Origin of the sequence: Frateuria edaphi (assembly GCF_021117405.1) — a bacterium.
Classification (GTDB): Bacteria; Pseudomonadota; Gammaproteobacteria; order Xanthomonadales; family Rhodanobacteraceae; genus Frateuria_A; species Frateuria_A edaphi.
The window spans coordinates 125,743-142,433 of the sequence record NZ_CP088251.1 but is presented as its reverse complement, the minus strand read 5'-3'; the positions used below and the strand labels follow the sequence as shown (position 1 = coordinate 142,433).

The following is a 16,691-nucleotide window of genomic DNA, read 5'->3' as shown; positions in this document are numbered from 1 at the left end:
CGGAAGGGCCGGCTTGCGCCGGCCCTTTTTCTTACTTCTCGTTGCCCTCGGGCGCATCCTTCAACCCGCGGTCGATCAGCATCGGTTCCACGCTGGGCTCCTTGCCGCGCCATGCCTTGTACATCTGGGCGAGGTCTTCGGTGTTGCCGCGCGAGAGCACCATCTTGCGGAAGCGATCGCCGTTGGCGCGGGTCATGCCGCCGTTTTCCTTGAACCACTCGAAGCCGTCGTCGGCGAGCATCTGCGTCCACAGGTAAGCGTAGTAACCGGCGGCGTAGCCATTGCCCCAGATGTGCTGGAAGTAGCTGGAGCGGTAGCGCGGCGGCACGTAGGACAGGTTGATCTTGTCCTTGGTCAGCACGTCCATCTCGAACTTGTCGGCGTCCTTCTTCGGTGCATCGGCCGGCAGGGTGTGCCAGCCCATGTCCAGCAACGCCGCGGCGACCAGCTCGGTCATGTCATAGCCGCTGTTGAAGTGGCGCGCCTGCTTGATCTTGTCGACCAGGGCCTGCGGCATCGGCTCGTGGGTCTTGTAGTTGATCGCGTAGTGCGCGAACACCTTCGGGTTGGTCGCCCAGTGCTCGTTGAACTGCGAGGGGAACTCGACGAAGTCGCGCGCGGTGTTGGCGCCGGACAGCGACGGGTACTTGGTATCGGCGAACATGCCGTGCAGCGCGTGGCCGAACTCGTGGAACATGGTGATCACGTCGTCGAACGACAGCAACGCGGGCTGCCCCGGCGCCGGCTTGGTGAAGTTGGCGACGTTGTAGACCACCGGCTTGGTGCCCAGCAGCGTCGACTGCTCGACCAGGTTGCTCATCCAGGCGCCGCCGCCCTTGTTGTCGCGCTTGAAGTAGTCGCAATAGAACAGCGCCATCGAGGTGCCGTCCTTGTCGAACACCTCGAACACGCGCACGTCTGGCTGCCACACCGGGATGTCGTGGCGCTCCTTGAAGGTCAGGCCGTAGAGCTGGTTGGCGGCGTAGAACACGCCGTTCTGCAGCACGTTGTCCAATTCGAAGTACGGCTTGATCTGGTTCTCGTCCAGGTCGTACTTGGCCTTGCGCACCTGCTCGGCGTAGTGCTGCCAGTCCCACGCGGCGAGCTTGAAGCCGCCGTGCTGCTGGTCGATCACCTGCTGGATGTCGGCCGCTTCCTTGCCGGCGCGGGCGGTGGCCGCCGGCACCAGGTTCTGCATGAAGTCGATGGCGCGCTCGGGCGTCTTGGCCATCTGGTCTTCGAGCTTCCACGCGGCAAAGGTAGGATAGCCCAGCAGCTTGGCCTGCTCGGCGCGGATCTGCGCGATACGCTCGATGGTGGCGCGGGTGTCGTTGTCGCCGCCGTGCTCGGCACGGTCCCACGAGGCCTTGAACAGCGCTTCGCGGGTGGCGCGGTCGTCCAGGTCCTTCAGCGCCGGCTGTTGGGTGGTGTTCTGCAACGACAGCGTCCACTTGCCGTCCAGCTTGCGGTCCTTGGCCGCCTGCGCGGCGGCGGCGAGGTCGCCCTCGGACAGGCCCTTCAGCTTGGCGGCGTCATCGACGGTGAGCGCGCCGGCCTTGGTGGCGGCCAGCAACTTGTTGGTGAACTGCGTGCTGAGGGTGGACTCTTCCTTGTTGAGCTCCTTCAGCCTGGCCTTGTCATCGGCCGAGAGTTTGGCGCCGTTGTGCACGAAGTCCTTGTAGGTGACCTCGACCAGGCGCAGCGACTCCGGATCCAGCTTCAGTGTGTCGCGCTGGTTGTAGATCGTCTCCACGCGCTGGAACAGCTTGTCGTTGAGGTAGATCGCGTCGCGGTGCGCGGCGAGCTTGGGGGCCTCCGTTTCCTGCACCTTCTGCAACGCGTCGGAGGTATTGGCGCCGGTGACCGTGTCGAAGGCCAGCATCGCGCGGTCGAGCAGCGCGCCGGACTTCTCCATCGCGACGAACGTGTTGTCGAAGGTCGCCGGCTCGGGGTTGTTGGCGATCTTCTCGATCTCGGCCAGGTGCTGGCGCATGCCCTCTTCGATCGCAGGCTGATAGTCACCCTCGTGGATCTTGTCGAACGGCGGCGCCTGGAACGGCAGCGTGCTGGCGGCGAAGAACGGATTGGCCTGCGCCGTGCTCGCGCTGGCCGCCGGCGCGCTCGCGGTGGGCGCGGGCGTGGACGGGTTGTCGTTGGACGATTGCGAGCAGGCGGCCATGGCGATCGAGGTAGCGATCACGAGCAGGCGAAGACGAGGCATCGGTATTCCCCAGGGGTGGTGTCCGCGACGCGGAACGGGCGGGTCAAGCGTTCGACTCTAACCACACTGGGGCACGACTTCCAAGGGCCGGAAGTGCCTCGGGCCTCGCCTGCGGCCTCAGGCGGCGCGCATGTCGCGCAGCTGCCAGCTCGAACCGATCAGCCAGCCGAGCCGCGCGCGCACCACGCGCATCGGCAGGTCGGTGACCAGATCGATGTCCACATGCAGGTCGGCGACCTTGGCGCTGGCGGTGGCCTGCGGATCGGTCGCGGCCAGGCTCGTGTCGACCTCGTCCGGATCCGGCTGCGTGGCGCGCCAGCGCTCGAACAGCCCGGCGCCGCGCAGCGATTCCTGCAATGCGGCGGCAAGGTCGTCCGGACTGGAGCCCTGCCACGACAGCGCCGGATCGGCGCCGCGCGCGCGGCGGATGTCGTCGACGGAGAGATAGAAGTGATTGCGGTTGCTCATGCGCGCTCCTGCGTGTGGGCTGGGATGAATCGAAGCATGCGGGGCGTGAAGCGGTTGCCACGCGAAACGGCACCCTTGGTCGGAGCGAACCCGTGCACGACCGCCGTGCGGACAGCCGGACAGGCGGTCGCGCACAGGTGCGCTCTTACACGAATGCTGGCTAATCCATGGCGCGCGGGTCGAGCAACGGCGCCAGGTCCAGCCGTTCGGCGGCCTGGACCGGATCGAGGCCATGCGGCAGCACGCCCAGGCAGGGCGCGGGCAACATCTCGCGCAGGGTTTCCAGGTTGTCCGCCACCGCCGCCATCGCCGGATCGATGCAGTTGCCGATCCAGCCGGCCAGGCGGCAGCCATCGGCCTGGATCGCCCGTGCGCTCAGCAACGCGTGGTTGAGACAGCCCAGCCGCAACCCGACCACCAGCACTACCGGGAGGTCCCAGTCCCGCGGGATCGCGGAGGCAAGCAGGCCGGGGGCGAGCGGCACCATCCAGCCGCCCACGCCCTCGACCACCACCGCTTCGTGCGTGGCGCGCAGCCGGTCGAACGCGGCGCGCAGCGGCGCCATAGCCACCGTCACTTGTTCGAGCCGCGCGGCCAGGTGCGGCGAAAGCGGTTCGCGCAGCGCGATCGGATTGATCGATTCATAGGCGAGCGGCTCGCTGCCGGCCGCCTGCAGCACCAGCGCATCCTCGTTGCGTCGCCCATCCAGCGTCTCCAGGCATCCGCTGGCGACCGGTTTCATGCCGCACGTGGCGAGCCTGCGCGCGCGCAACGCATGGATCAGCGTAGCGGCGGCGTGGGTCTTGCCGATGCCGGTGTCGGTGCCGGCGACGAACAGCGCGAGGCCCCCCTTCGGTTCGTTCTGCATTACAGTCCCTGATTGAGCCGTGCGAACCGGGCATGTTCCCCGCCGTGCCGGGCGCGGGCAAGCGCCTGGCGTCTAGGGGGAGCCCATGGCGACGACGGAAGCGCGTGGTGAGCGGTCCGATCAGGAACATCAACGCGTACACCACTCGCCGCCGATCGCCCGCAGGGTGAGCGTGAAGGCGAACGCGCCATCCACACCTCGAATGCCCTCGCGCTGCCCGATCGGGCTCTTCGAGGGTCTCCTCACCTGGGTGTCGGCGCATAATACGGGCTTTGCCGCCGGGTACGCGCCGATGTTCCACCTCGCCGAAACCACCTACGCCAGCAAGCGCGAACACTACGCGGACCTCGCCAGCCAGGCGCGCGGCCTGCTCGCCGACGAGCGCGACCTGATCGCCAACGCGGCCAACTTCAGCGCGCTGGTGTTCAACAGCCTGCCCGATCTCAACTGGGCCGGTTTCTACCTGTTCGACGGTACCGAGCTGGTGGTCGGCCCGTTCCAGGGCAAGCCCGCCTGCGTGCGCATCGCGCTGGGTCGCGGCGTCTGTGGCGCCGCCGCGCGCACGCGCCAGATCCAGCTCGTGCACGACGTCAACGCGTTCGAGGGGCACATCGCCTGCGACGCGGCCTCGCAGTCGGAGATCGTGGTGCCGCTGGTCAAGCCCGATGGCTCGCTGCTGGGCGTGTGGGACGTGGACAGTCCGCACGTGGGCCGTTTCGATGAAGACGATCGCGAAGGCATGGCGGCGCTGTGCGAGGTGTTCATGGCGTCGCTGGGTCGCTGAGCGCTCTGCGGGAGGACGCTTGTCCTCAGGACTAGCCGCGCGGCGTGCGCAGCAGCGCCAGCACCGCCTCGCGCGCCGGCTCCACACCGGTGCCGTCGGCGGAGGAAAACACCTGCGCGCTGGCCTGTACCCCATCGGCGAATCCCTTGCGCACCGCCGCCAGCGACTGCATCGCCTGGTTGCGCGAGAGCTTGTCCGCCTTGGTCAGCAGCAGGTGGCAGGGCAGGTTCGTCTCGAAGCAGAAGTCGAGCATCATCCGGTCGAATTCCTTCAGCGGATGGCGGATGTCGGCGATCAGCACGACGCCGCGAAGGCTGCGCCGGCGATGCAGGTAGGCGTCGATCTCCAGCTTCCAGTGCTCGCGCAGTTCCTCCGGCACCTTGGCGTAGCCGTAGCCGGGGAGGTCGATCAGGCGCGCCTCCAGCGGCGCCTCGCCCTCGCCCTGCGCGAGCGGCGGCAGCGAGAAGGCGACCATCTGCTGCGTGCGCCCGGGCGTCTTGGAGGTGCGCGCCAGCCCCTTGTGCCCGGTCAGCGCATTGAGTGCGCTGGACTTGCCGGCGTTGGAACGCCCGGCGAACGCCACTTCGGCGCCTTGGTCGGCGGGCAACTGGCTGATGCGGTGGGCGGCCAGCACGAACTGCGCGCCGTTGAGCGGATTGGGCATGGGAACGGTTTGACCCGGATGCTGTGGGGCGGGGATAATTCGGCGGTTTCTGCCTGCCGCAAGCCATGTTGGCAGCGGTCCGCGGCGGATCAAGCCGTCTTTCGGGAGACAAGTGTATGAGTTTTCGGTCCGCCGGTTTCCGGCCCACTGCCCTCGGCGGCATGATCGCCCTGGTGTTCGCGCTGTCCGCCAGCGCGGTCGTCGCGCAGGACGCCAAGCCCGCGACTAGCGCGCCGGCCGCCACCAGCACCGCGCCGTCGCCGACGGCCAACGGTCAGCAGGCCGCCGCCACGCCGACCGCCGCCGCTTCCGCCGCGCAGACGGCCGCGCCGGCCGAAGTCGCCGCCGTGGCCAAGCCCGGTGACGCGACCGCCGGCCAAGGCAAGGCCGCCGCCTGCGGCGCCTGCCACGGCATGGATGGCAACTCCAGCGACGCGCAGTACCCGAAGCTGGCCGGCCAGCATGAGGCGTACATCGTCCGCCAGCTGACCCACTTCAAGGCGGGCCAGCGCCAGAACCCGATCATGATGGGCATGGCCGCGCCGCTGTCCGAGCAGGACATGCATGACCTGGGCGCCTATTTCTCGACCAAGCAGTCGCTGCCTGGCGTGGCCGATGCCGCGCTGGTCCAGCAGGGCGAAACACTGTTCCGCCAGGGTGACCTCGAACGCGGCATCCCCGCCTGCATGGCCTGCCACAGCATCGATGGCCGCGGCAACCCCGGTGCGGCCTATCCGCAGCTGACCAGCCAGCACGCGCAGTACATCGAGAAGACCCTCAAGTCCTGGCGCGACGGCACCACCTGGGGCGACGATGCGCAGGCCAAGATCATGCCGGCGATCGCCAAGAAGCTCGACGACAAGGACATCGCGGCGTTGTCCAGCTATGTCGAAGGCCTGCACGTGAACGACGCGGCGGGCCCGAACAAGCCGGCCACGCCCTGATCGAACCACACGCCGGCCCCATGCCGGCGTGTCCGTTTCCAGCCCTTGGGATGCCCACGCGCATCCCCCGCCCCAAGCCCCGAGGTTTCCATGCTCAAGCGCCTGCCGATCCTGTGTGCCGCCCTGCTCGCCCTCGCCGCGTGCAGCCATGACAGCGATACCGGCAACGCGCCCGCGACACCGAGCCCAAGCACCACCGCGGCGACTGCCCCGGCCGCCAACACCGCGCCGGCCGCGAGCGGCACGAGCGCCACCCCGGGCTCCGCCGCCAGCGCACCGGCCAGCGCGGCCACTACCGCCACGACCCCGGCCAGCGCGCCGACTGCGCCGCCGGCCGAGCCGTTCGTCGACGACGGCAAGTGGGTCGAGGGCAAGAACTATTTCCGCATCGAGCCGGCCCAGTCCAAGGCCACCTCCACCGACAAGATCGAGGTGACCGAGGTGTTCTCCTACGGCTGCCCGGCCTGCAACCAGTTCCATCCGGTGGTCGGCCAGCTCGCCGCGAGCCTGCCGTCCAACGCCGTGATGGCCTACCTGCCGGCCTCGTTCATCCCGCAGGAGAACTGGCCGATGCTGCAGCGCGCCTACTTCACCGCCAAGGCGCTGGGCGTGGCCGAGAAGTGCAACGACGCGATGTACGACGCGGTGTGGAAGAGCGGCGAGCTGTCCGCCATGAACCAGGCGGGCAACGGCCTCAAGCCGCATGATGCGCTGCCGACCATCGCCGACGCCGCCAAGGTCTATGCCAAGTGCGGCGCCGATCCGAAGGAATTCGTCGCGGTCGCCAACTCCTTCAGCATCAACACGCAGATGAAGCGCGCCGACGACCTGATCAAGGCCTACGGCGTCACCGGCACGCCGACCGTGATCGTCAACGGCAAGTACCGCTTCGACGTGAGCGAAGCCGGCGGCTACCCGCAGACCATCGAGCTGGCCAAATGGCTGGTGGCGAAGGAAGCGGCCGGGAAATAAACGGCCCTGCCCGCCACATCCGTGCGGGTCGCTCTCGAAGCACTGTCGCGCGAGCACCTGGGTGAGCTTGCGCAAGGCCGCATCCCGGCCGGGCTGGCCGCACGCGCCCTGGCCGGCGCCTTGCCACCGGCCAGGGTCGCGTCCCGGGCGCTGGCTCGCTGGGACGCCGGCCACGCGCAGCCGTGGTGCGAGGTCTTCGCCGTCGCGAGGGCGTCGGACGGCACCATCGTGGGCGGCTGCGGTTTCAAGGGCGACCCGGTGGACGGTCGCGCCGGCATCTTCTACGGCGTAGCGCCCGCGCAGCGCGGCCAGGGGATCGCCACGGCTGCCGTCAGGCAGTTGGTGGCGCGCGCTTTCGCCCAGGGCGCGCAGGGCGCCCTGGCGGAAATCCAGCCGGGGAACATTGCGTCCGAACGCACGGTCCAGGCTTGCGGATTCGTGCGCCTTGGCGAGCACGTCGCCGAGGATGGCGAAGTGGTGGTTCAATGGTTGGCTCGCGAAACACATCCGCTCTTCATGCATCCGGTTCCAGGGAGTACTCCATGATCAAGCACCTCGCCCGCCTGCGCTTGCTGACCCTGCTCGGCGGCCTGCTGTTGGCCACCGCCTGCAGTGCCTCGCCGGAAACCCCGGCGCCGTTCACCGAGGGCGAGCAGTACGTGACGCTGCCGGGGCCGCACCAGCGGCTGAGTCCCGAGGGCAAGGTCGAAGTGGTCGAGGTGTTCTCCTACGGCTGCGTCCATTGCGCGCACTTCGCGCCGACCGCCGAGGAACTGCGCAAGTCGCTGCCCAAGGGCGTGGTGTTCAAGCTGCTGCCGGCGCCGTTCAACGATGCCTGGATGCCCTATGCCCGTGCTTACTACGCGGCCAGGCAACTGGGCGTGGTCGATCGCACCCACCTGGCCCTGTTCAAGGCCAAGTTCGAGGATCACTACCCGATCGGCACCCTGGACGAGCTGGCCGATTTCTACGCGCGCCAGGGCGTGGACCGCGCGAAGTTCCTGCGGATCGCCAACTCCGACGCGGCGACGGCGCAGATGAAGAAGGACTTCGACCTGCTGCAGAAGTGGCAGATCGACGGCACCCCGACCATCGTGGTGGACGGCAAGTACCGTAGCGCGCAGGTGAAGACGCTGGACGAACTGGTCAAGCTCACCCGCTGGCTGGTCGACCGCGAGCTGGCCGGCAAGTAACGCGGCGCGCTTCGCGTTCACGCACGGCAGGCGATCCTCGTCGCGACCGCTCGCCCCGTCCCGACTGCCTATCGCCCTCAATGACCAGCGCCGCAAAAGCTTCCCCTGACAAGGCTCCCGCCGAGCGCCGCCTGCGGCTGCTCAGCTGCAACATCCTGGCCGGCGCCAGCGTGCAGCGTTATCACGAATACGTGACCCGCAGCATCAACGCGGTGTTGCCCGGCCGCAGCAAGCTGGACAACCTCGACCGATTGGCCGAGGTACTGCCGCAATTCGACGTGATCGGCCTACAGGAGGCCGATGCCGGCAGCCTGCGCTCGGGCTTTCTCAACCAGACCCGCTACCTGGCCGAGGCCTCGGGCCTGCCGTTCTGGAGCCACCAGCCGAACCGGCCGATGGCGCGGCTGGCGCATTCGGCCAATGGCCTGATCAGCCGGATGGAGCCGCACAGCGTCTACGACTACCCGCTGCCCAGCCGCATTCCCGGGCGCGGCGCCTTGCTGGTGCGCTACGGCGACGAGGCGCAGGCGCTGACCGTGATGATCGCCCACCTCTCGCTATCGGCGCAGGCGCGCGCGCGCCAGCTCGCCTTCATCGCCGAGGTGCTGCACGGCTATCCCAACGTGGTGCTGATGGGCGATCTCAACACCGAGGCGCATAGCGCCGAGATGCGCCACCTGTTCGCGCGCTGCAGCCTGCAGCCGCCGGAGCAACCGACGCCCACCTTCCCGAGCTGGAAGCCGCGGCGGGCGCTGGATCACATCCTGCTCTCCGAGTCGCTCACCCTGGAACGCGTGTGGGCGCTGCCCCAGGCGTTCTCCGATCACCTGCCGCTGGCGGCGGAAATCCGCCTGCCCGCCCCACTGGCGCCACGCGCCCAACGGTTGCGCCGATGACCCGCACGCTGCGCCTAGTCGTGCCCTGGTTCACCCTCGCGCTGGTGGCGCTCGCCGCCTCGGCATTGCGCTACGGCGTGATCGAGCCGCCCGCGGTGGCCAACCTCTGCACCGCCGGCGGTGGTCCGGGCTGGTGCGCCTGGCGGGAGTGGGCCGTGCTCGGCTTCCTGGGCTACGCCTACGGCTATGCGGCGCTCACCGCCGCCTTCATCGCGCTGTTCTGGCGCCACCCGCTCGCCGCGTGGCTGGCGGCTGCGCTGGGCGTGGCCGCGCTGGTCCTGTATTGCTTCGAGGCTGGCGCGTTCGCGCTGCTGGTCGGGGCGCTACGGCTGCTGCGGGTGCAGGCGGATGCGCTGCCCCCACGCAGCCAGTACCGGGATGGCGAGCGCAAGGTTCAGCCCCAGCCATAGCCAGGCCGTGAGGTTCAGTCCTACCTCTTGCACCACCACCAGCGTCCCGAGCGCCGGCAGCAGCCCGGCCAGCAGGCGGTGCTCCAGCGGCGGGCGCGCCGGCTGCGGATCGAGCCAGGCAACGAGCGCGTAGCCCACGCAGGGCAGCGCGAACAGGCCGAGCGGGAAGTCGCGGTAGCGGCCGTCGAACACCAGCAGCAGGTCGTACCAGGCCAGGGCGAACAGCCAGCCCAGCGATAGCCACGCCGGTGGTGCCGAGCCTGGCCCCCGGCCGCTCAGAGGACGCGCCAGCCCACGCGCGAGCCAGAGCGTCGTCGCCAGTGCCGCCACGCAGGCGGCGACGGATACGCCCGATTCGAGCAGGTCGCGGCAGGCGTAGACCATCTGCCGACCCTGCCACGCCAGCGCGGCGCCACTGGCGAAACCGGCCAGCACCAGGCCGCCGGCACCGCGCCACGAGCGCATCCCGCCGGCCAAGCCGAACAGCAGCGCCCCGAGCGCCCCGGCGATCCAGCCCCACCACCAGCGCGGCTCCTCCACCACCGGCCCGGTCATCGCGAACTTCGGCCGTGCATCCACGTCGAAGATGCCCCAGTAGCCGCCGACGGTGCCTTCCTGCACGCGCTTCCACGGCTGGTCGAACGCCTCGATCACGTTGTAGGGCATGTGCACCTTCGCCGCGTAGCCGAGGAACTCGCGCAGGTAGCGCGCCTCGTTGACCAGCGTGGCGCGGGCCGCGCGGCGCGGGCGACCCGCGCTGGGCCAGCCGGTCTCGCCGATCATCACCCGTTTGCCGGGAAACGCGCGCTGCATCTGCGCGTAGACCTGCGCCACGTGGCGCACGGCATGCTCGGGCGGCACCGGCTCGTCTTCCCAGTACGGCAGGATATGGATGGTCAGGTAGTCGACCGCCTCGGCCATCCGCGGGTAGCGCAACCAGAACTCCCACACGTCGGCATAGGTCACCGGCACCGACGCCGGGACCGCGGCGCGCACCTGTCGCACGTAGCCGGCCAGTGTTTCCGGCGCGAGCTCGCCGCGCAGCAGCACTTCGTTGCCGACGATGACCCCGCGCAGCACATCGGCATTGGCGTTGGCCGTGGCGATGCCCTTGGCGATTTCCTGCGCGTTGGCGGTCGGGTCGCGGCCCAGCCAGATGCCCATCAGCACCTGCATGCCGTAGCGCCGGGCAATCGACGGCACCGCCGCCAGGCCTTGGCCCTGCGAGTAGGTACGCACGCAGTCGAAGCGTTGCGACAGCGCGCGCAGGTCGGCGTCGATGCGCTCGGGGGTGATGAAGGTGGCCGGGTCGTAGGGTGTCTCGCCCGGCCGGCGATACGGCGCATACGACACGCAGGCGATGCGCGAGGACGGCGCATCCGGCAGCGCCACCGGGCGCCCCATCCACCACCAGCCGATCACGCCGGCCAGGGCCGCCAGCGCGAGCGCGACCCACACGGGCCAGTGCGGGCGGGAGCGGGACGCAGAAGCTACGGCCATGGGTGTGCGCGGTCCAACCAAAACGACGAGCTTACTGGCAGGAGCCCTGCAGGGCACGGGCGATGCCATTAACGCTGCGCTTACCGGCCCTTACTACACTTGTGACGATGATCCCGAACGCCTCCCTGGCCGCGCGCGCGCGGCGCCCCTTGTCGTACCTCCTGTTCGCCCTGACCGCCTGGTGTCTCCTCGCGGCGACGGCGCATGCCACGCCCTCGCTGGCCGAGCAGCGCATCGCCTTCCGGCAGGCCTGGGCCGTGGCGCAACAGGGTGGCGATGGCTGGCGCAGCTGGGCCAAGGGACTGACCGATTACCCGCTTTACCCCTATCTGGAGGAAGCGGCGCTGGAACATGATGTGGACACGCTCGACCGTGCCACCGTCGCCGGCTTCCTCGATCGCTACCCCGACCTGCTGCCGGCCGCCGACCTGCGCCGCGCGTGGCTGCGCAGCCAGGCGCGCGCGCAGCACTGGGATGATTTCCTGGCGCTGTACCAGCCCGGCCTCGGCGACACGCTGACCTGCGATGCGCTGCAGGCAAAGCTGGCGCTGGGCGGCACGCTGGACTTCGAACGCGACCTCGCCGCGCTGTGGAGCAAGCCCAGCCTGCCCAACGCCTGCGACCCGGTGCTAGACGCCGCGCACGATGGCGGCCTGCTCACCGACGCACGCCTGTGGACGCGCCTCGACCGCGCGCTCGACGCCGGCCAGGGCGGTACCGTCGCCGCGCTGGCGGCCTGGCTGTCGGGCGACGAAGGAAAGGCCGCCGCGCGCCTGGCCCAGGCGCTGCGCGACCCCGCCGCCGCCGTCGCCGATGCGCTGAACTGGCCCGACACGCCGCGCCACCGCCAGGCTGCCGCGCTGGCGCTGAAGCGTCTGGCCCGCCGCGACACCGACGCCGCCGATGCCGGCTGGCAGCGCCTCGCGCCGCGCTTCAGCTTCACCCCCACCCAGCGCGGTGGCGTGCTCTACGCGCTGGCGCTGTTCCACGCCACCGACTTCGACGAGCACGCGCTGGTCCGCCTGGCCAGCCTTCCCGCCGACGTCCAGACCGACACCAGCCGCGAATGGCGCGCTCGCGTGGCGCTGGCGCGGCAGGACTGGCCCGCCGTGCTGGCCGCCATCGACGCGATGCCCGCTGGCCAGCAGGACGAGGACGAGTGGCGCTATTTCCGGGCCCGCGCGCTGGCGGCGAGCGGCCAGGCCGACCAGGCCAACGCGCTTTACGCAAAGCTGGCGCAGGAGCCGACGTACTACGGCTTTCTCGCCGCCGACCGCGTGCAGGACGACTACGCGATCTGCCCGCTCGATCCGCCCGACGACGGGCAGCGCGAGCAGGCCCTGCTGGCCAGGCCCGGCCTGCAACGGGCCTTCGAACTGTTCGCCGTGGACCTGCCGCAGCTGGCGCGGCGCGAGTGGTCGCGCGCGCTCGCCGACGCCGATGCCACCACGCTGCGGGTCGCCGCGCGGCTGGCTTACGAACGCGGCTGGTATGACCGCGCCGTGTTCACCTATTCCAGCGGCGACGCCCTGCGTTACTACGACCAACGCTTCCCGCTGGCCAGCCAGGACGGCGTGGTGCCACAAGCGCAGCAGGCCGGCATCGACCCGTCGTGGGCCTACGCGATCGCCCGCGCCGAAAGTGCCTGGATGAGCGACGCGCACTCGGGCGCCGACGCGCGCGGCCTGATGCAGCTCGTGCCGGCCACCGCGGCGCAGGTCGCCAGGAAGAACGGGCTGGCCTGGGGCGGCGGCGAGTCGCTGTACGACCCGGCCGTCAACATCATGCTCGGCACACGTTACCTGGCGCAGATGGCCGCGCGTTTCAACGGCGCGCCGTGGCTGGCCAGCGCCGCCTACAACGCCGGTCCCAACAAGGTCGACCAGTGGCTGGGCGAACGCGGCAGCTTGCCGCCGGACCTGTTCGTGGCGACCATTCCCTACCATGAGACCCGCGACTACGTGGCCCGCGTGATGGCCTTTGCCGTGATCTACGACTGGCGCCTGTCCGGTAAGGCCCTGCCGCTGGCCTCGCGGATGCCGGCGATCGGCCAGCCGTACAACCTTCCAGACGTCCATGCGCCGCGCAAGGATGTGATCTGCCCCGCAATGGCATCGGCCGCCCCGGATGCTGCCACCGGCGCGACGCACTGACATGCGCCGCTACCTGGTCGGCGGTGCGGTGCGCGACCGGCTGCTGGGTCGCCCGGTCGTCGACCACGACCACGTGGTCGTGGGCGCCACCCCCGACGACATGCTGGCCCGGGGCTTCAGGCCGGTAGGCAAGGATTTCCCGGTCTTCCTGCACCCGGACACGGGCGAGGAGTACGCGCTGGCGCGCACCGAGCGCAAGACCGGACGCGGCTACCACGGCTTCGCCTTCCACGCCGATCCGGGCGTGACACTGGAAGAGGACCTGGCCCGGCGCGACCTCACCATCAACGCCATCGCGCAGGACGAGGACGGCAAGCTGGTCGATCCCTTCCACGGCCAGCGCGACATCGGGCAGCGCGTGCTGCGGCACGTCTCGCCGGCGTTCGTGGAGGATCCGGTGCGCCTGCTGCGCGTGGCGCGTTTCGCCGCGCGCTTCGCGCCGCTGGGGTTCCACGTGGCCGGGGAGACCATGGCGCTGATGCGCGCAATGGTCGCCGACGGCGAGGTCGACCATCTGGTGCCCGAGCGCGTGTGGGCCGAAACCCGTCGCGCGCTTGCCGAAGCGCAACCGTCGGCATTCGTGCGCGTGCTCCGCGAAGCGGGCGCGCTGGCGGTGCTGTTTCCGGAAGTCGATGCGCTCTATGGCGTGCCGCAACGGGCCGAATACCATCCGGAGGTCGATACCGGCGCGCACCTCGAACTGGTGCTGGACATGGCCGCGCGCCTGGCGCCCGGTGACGACCTGGTCGGTTTCTGCGCGTTGTGCCACGACCTGGGCAAGGCATGCACGCCGGCGGACGTCCTGCCCGGCCACATCGGCCATGAACACGCCGGCGTGGCGCCGCTGCGCGCGCTGGCCGCGCGACTGAAGGTGCCTGCAGAGCATGCCGCGCTGGCCGAACTGGTCTGCCGCGAACACCTCAACGCGCATCGCGCGCTGGAGTTGAAACCGGCCACCGTGCTGCGGCTGCTGACCAGGCTCGACGCCCTGCGCCGACCGCAGCGGCTGGAGGCGTTCCTCACCGTCTGCGAGGCCGACAAGCGCGGACGACTGGGGCAGGCGGAAGCGGCGTACCCACAAGCGGGATTCCTGCGTGCGGCGCGGGAGGCGGCGGGCGCCGTGGGCGCGAACGAATTCGTGGAACGCGGCCTCACCGGTCCGGCGATCGGCGAAGCGATGGAGAAGGCGCGCATAGTGGCGATCGCCGCCGTCCCCAAGCCCGCCGCCGGTTGAGCGCCTCTCCGCTGCCCGGGGAGGGCCGGGGTGAGGAGTCGAGGCATGCGGAGCAGTGCAGACGAAGCCCGGCGTGCGCCTGCTTCCGGCGAAAAAAGAACTGTCGCGCCACGGCGGTTCGGACGTGCCCCGCCCCTGCTCCAACTCTCTCCCGGGAGGGAAGAAGGGGCCGGGAGTTTCCGCGCGCCAGCGGCCTGCTAAGCGCCGGCCAAGCCCGACGCTGTATAAAGACCCGTTGCATTCCGGACCCGACCAAGCCATGTCCTTGACCGCCATGCCCGACCGCCCGCTCCGCCAGCGCTTTCGTCCGCTGTGGTGGCTCGGCGTCACTTACCTGTTGATCGGTGCCGTCACCCGCATCGTGCTGCTGGCGATGACCGGCCCCGGCGTTCCGCACAATCCCTTGTACTGGCTCTACGCCTTCGGCATCGGCGCCTGCTACGACCTGGTCACGCTGCTCTACGTGGCCTGGCCGCTGCTGCTGTTCCTGTGGCTGGTGCCGCGGCGGACGTATGTGTCGCGCGCGGGGCAGTGGGCGCTCTATCTGCTCGCGTTGCTGCTGGTGTACTGGCTGCTGTTCGTAGCCGCCTCGGAATTCGTCTTCTGGGGCGAGTTCGGCGTGCGCTTCAACTTCATCGCGGTCGATTACCTGGTCTACACCACCGAGGTGATCGGCAACATCCGCGAGTCCTATCCGATCGGCCTCTGGATGAGCCTGATCGGTCTGCTGGCGCTCGCGATCGTCTGGCTGAGCCGCCGCTGGCTGCGTACGGCCGACGCGGGCAGCCGCTTCCTGGGCCGTGGCAAGGTGGTGCTGGGCTGGCTGGTGCTCACCATCGTTTCGGTGCTGGCGGTCAACGGCACCATGAAGGACCGCAGCGACAACACTTACGTCAACGAGCTGGCCGGCAATGGCATCTACCAGTTCTTCAACGCCTTCCGCAGCAGCCACCTGGACTACTCGCGCTTCTACCGCACGTTGCCCGATCAGGCGGCGTTCGAACGCGTGCGCAAGGGCCTGCAGACGCCCGACGCCACCTACGTCAGCAACGACCCGCACGACCTCACCCGCGCGATCCGCAACCCGGGCCCGGAGCAGCACCTGAACGTGGTGCTGATCAGCGTGGAAAGCCTGTCGGCCGATTTCCTCAAGACCTTCGGCGCCAGCCACGGCGAGATCACCCCGCACCTGGACGCGCTGGCCGGCAACAGCCTGTTCTTCGACAACGTCTACGCCAACGGCACGCGCACGGTGCGCGGGCTGGAGGCGCTGTCGCTGTCGATCCCGCCGACACCAGGCGACTCGGTGCTGAAGATGCACCACAACGAGAACCTGTTCTCGCTGGCCGACATCTTCAACGATCGCGGCTACGTGTCGGAGTTCCTCTACGGTGGCTACGGCTACTTCGACAACATGAACTACTTCTTCGGCCACAACGGATACATTCCGGTGGACCGCAAGGACATTCCCAAGGACGCCGTCATCCACAGCGAGAATGTCTGGGGCGTGGCCGACGAGGATCTGTACACGCTGGCGTTGGGCCAGATGGACAAGATCCATGGCCAGGGCAAGCCGTTCTTCCTGCACGTCATGACCACCTCCAACCACCGCCCGTTCACCTTCCCGGAGGGACGGGTGAAGGAGCGCAACGGCACGCGCGAGGGCGCGGTGGCCTATACCGACTGGTCGATCGCGGACTTCATCGAACGCGCGCGCAAGAAGCCCTACTTCGACGACACCGTGTTCGTCATCACCGCCGACCACGATTCGTCCAGCGCCGGCAAGACCAGCCTGCCGGTCAACCGCTACCACATCCCGTTGTGGATCTACGCGCCAGGACACATCGCGCCGCGACGGGTGGATCGGTTCATGAGCCAGATCGACATCGCGCCGACGCTGCTCGGACTGCTGCACTTCAGCTACCGCAGCCGCTTCTTCGGCTACGACATCTTCCAGTTGCCGCCCGGGCGCGAGCGGGCGTTCCCGGCCACCTACGAGAAGCTGGGCTACCTGCGCCAGGGGTTGCTGACGATCCTGGAGCCGCAGAAGAAGATCGAACAGTTCCGCCCCGATTTCGAGACCGGCGACGCGGCGCCGGCGCATCCGCGCAACCCGGAAGACAGCGACGACGCGACCGCGTACTACCAGATCGCCGCCGAGCTGTTCAAACAGGGCAAGCTGGTGCGCCGCCCCGAGGACAGCACGCCGGTGCAACCGCTGCCAGCGGCGGCGAGCAGCAGCGCATCGCCCTGAGCCTCGCTTCCTCTTCCCGCTGGAAGGGGAGCGATGTCGGCGCGGCAAGCACGGCGCGGCTTTCGCAGGAGTCCCGTCGTGGCCGATGCTCCATCAATGCCCCTGACACCGCCTGTCGCGTTCCAGTCCC

General features: G+C 69.3%; 15 protein-coding genes. 10 read left to right on the top strand and 5 right to left on the bottom strand.

Going from position 1 to position 16,691, the window contains the following annotated elements; genetic code table 11:
* Nucleotides 1-31 precede the first annotated feature (31 nt).
* From dcp to bioD, 3 genes are all read right to left on the bottom strand, one after another.
* Nucleotides 32-2,221, bottom strand: a complete 2,190-nt coding sequence (dcp, locus tag LQ772_RS00700) for a peptidyl-dipeptidase Dcp (RefSeq protein WP_231323060.1) — start codon at nucleotides 2,219-2,221, stop codon at nucleotides 32-34.
* A 117-nt stretch (nucleotides 2,222-2,338) separates the two neighbouring features.
* The gene (locus LQ772_RS00695) at nucleotides 2,339-2,689 is read right to left on the bottom strand and encodes a hypothetical protein (protein ID WP_231323058.1); all 351 of its coding nucleotides are present in this window, start codon (nucleotides 2,687-2,689) and stop codon (nucleotides 2,339-2,341) included.
* 160 nt (nucleotides 2,690-2,849) lie between these two features.
* Nucleotides 2,850-3,557: a dethiobiotin synthase gene (bioD, locus tag LQ772_RS00690; protein ID WP_231323056.1), complete on the bottom strand. Its 708-nt coding sequence runs from the start codon at nucleotides 3,555-3,557 to the stop codon at nucleotides 2,850-2,852.
* A gap of 292 nt (nucleotides 3,558-3,849) precedes the next feature.
* Here bioD and LQ772_RS00685 point away from each other — a divergent pair, with 292 nt between their 5' ends.
* Complete coding sequence (locus LQ772_RS00685; protein ID WP_231323054.1) at nucleotides 3,850-4,341, top strand: GAF domain-containing protein; 492 nt, start codon at nucleotides 3,850-3,852, stop codon at nucleotides 4,339-4,341.
* A 31-nt stretch (nucleotides 4,342-4,372) separates the two neighbouring features.
* Here LQ772_RS00685 and yihA read toward each other — a convergent pair whose 3' ends face one another.
* Nucleotides 4,373-5,005, bottom strand: a complete 633-nt coding sequence (gene yihA / locus LQ772_RS00680) for a ribosome biogenesis GTP-binding protein YihA/YsxC (protein WP_231323052.1) — start codon at nucleotides 5,003-5,005, stop codon at nucleotides 4,373-4,375.
* 116 nt (nucleotides 5,006-5,121) lie between these two features.
* Between yihA and LQ772_RS00675 the strand changes: the two genes are divergently transcribed.
* The 6 genes from LQ772_RS00675 (at nucleotide 5,122) to LQ772_RS00650 (ending at nucleotide 9,420) form a co-directional block, all read left to right on the top strand.
* Entirely contained in the window at nucleotides 5,122-5,949 is an 828-nt protein-coding gene (locus LQ772_RS00675; RefSeq protein WP_231323050.1) for a c-type cytochrome, read from the top strand.
* A gap of 90 nt (nucleotides 5,950-6,039) precedes the next feature.
* Complete coding sequence (locus LQ772_RS00670) at nucleotides 6,040-6,921, top strand: thiol:disulfide interchange protein DsbA/DsbL (RefSeq protein ID WP_231323049.1); 882 nt, start codon at nucleotides 6,040-6,042, stop codon at nucleotides 6,919-6,921.
* 21 nt (nucleotides 6,922-6,942) lie between these two features.
* Nucleotides 6,943-7,467: a GNAT family N-acetyltransferase gene (locus LQ772_RS00665; protein WP_231323047.1), complete on the top strand. Its 525-nt coding sequence runs from the start codon at nucleotides 6,943-6,945 to the stop codon at nucleotides 7,465-7,467.
* A complete protein-coding gene (locus LQ772_RS00660; RefSeq protein ID WP_231323045.1) occupies nucleotides 7,464-8,114 on the top strand; it encodes a thiol:disulfide interchange protein DsbA/DsbL in 651 nt (216 codons plus the stop codon). The genes LQ772_RS00665 and LQ772_RS00660 overlap by 4 nt, the downstream gene beginning before the upstream one ends.
* A gap of 80 nt (nucleotides 8,115-8,194) precedes the next feature.
* The gene (locus LQ772_RS00655; RefSeq protein ID WP_231323043.1) at nucleotides 8,195-9,010 is read left to right on the top strand and encodes an endonuclease/exonuclease/phosphatase family protein; all 816 of its coding nucleotides are present in this window, start codon (nucleotides 8,195-8,197) and stop codon (nucleotides 9,008-9,010) included.
* Entirely contained in the window at nucleotides 9,007-9,420 is a 414-nt protein-coding gene (locus LQ772_RS00650) for a hypothetical protein (protein ID WP_231323041.1), read from the top strand. Before LQ772_RS00655 ends, LQ772_RS00650 begins: the two co-directional genes overlap by 4 nt.
* On the opposite strand, the gene LQ772_RS00645 is transcribed toward LQ772_RS00650, so the two are convergent.
* Nucleotides 9,334-10,878 carry a glycoside hydrolase family 17 protein gene (locus LQ772_RS00645; protein WP_231323039.1) on the bottom strand — a complete coding sequence of 515 codons (1,545 nt, stop codon included), beginning with the start codon at nucleotides 10,876-10,878 and terminating at the stop codon, nucleotides 9,334-9,336. The two genes, LQ772_RS00650 and LQ772_RS00645, sit on opposite strands and share 87 nt — an antisense overlap.
* 149 nt (nucleotides 10,879-11,027) lie before the next feature.
* Between LQ772_RS00645 and LQ772_RS00640 the strand changes: the two genes are divergently transcribed.
* The 3 genes from LQ772_RS00640 (at nucleotide 11,028) to LQ772_RS00630 (ending at nucleotide 16,561) form a co-directional block, all read left to right on the top strand.
* Nucleotides 11,028-13,073 carry a transglycosylase SLT domain-containing protein gene (locus LQ772_RS00640; protein ID WP_231323037.1) on the top strand — a complete coding sequence of 682 codons (2,046 nt, stop codon included), beginning with the start codon at nucleotides 11,028-11,030 and terminating at the stop codon, nucleotides 13,071-13,073.
* 1 nt (nucleotide 13,074) lies between these two features.
* Nucleotides 13,075-14,307, top strand: a complete 1,233-nt coding sequence (locus LQ772_RS00635; protein ID WP_231323035.1) for a multifunctional CCA addition/repair protein — start codon at nucleotides 13,075-13,077, stop codon at nucleotides 14,305-14,307.
* 259 nt (nucleotides 14,308-14,566) lie between these two features.
* Nucleotides 14,567-16,561: an LTA synthase family protein gene (locus LQ772_RS00630; RefSeq protein WP_231323033.1), complete on the top strand. Its 1,995-nt coding sequence runs from the start codon at nucleotides 14,567-14,569 to the stop codon at nucleotides 16,559-16,561.
* The last annotated feature ends 130 nt before the right edge of the window (nucleotides 16,562-16,691 follow it).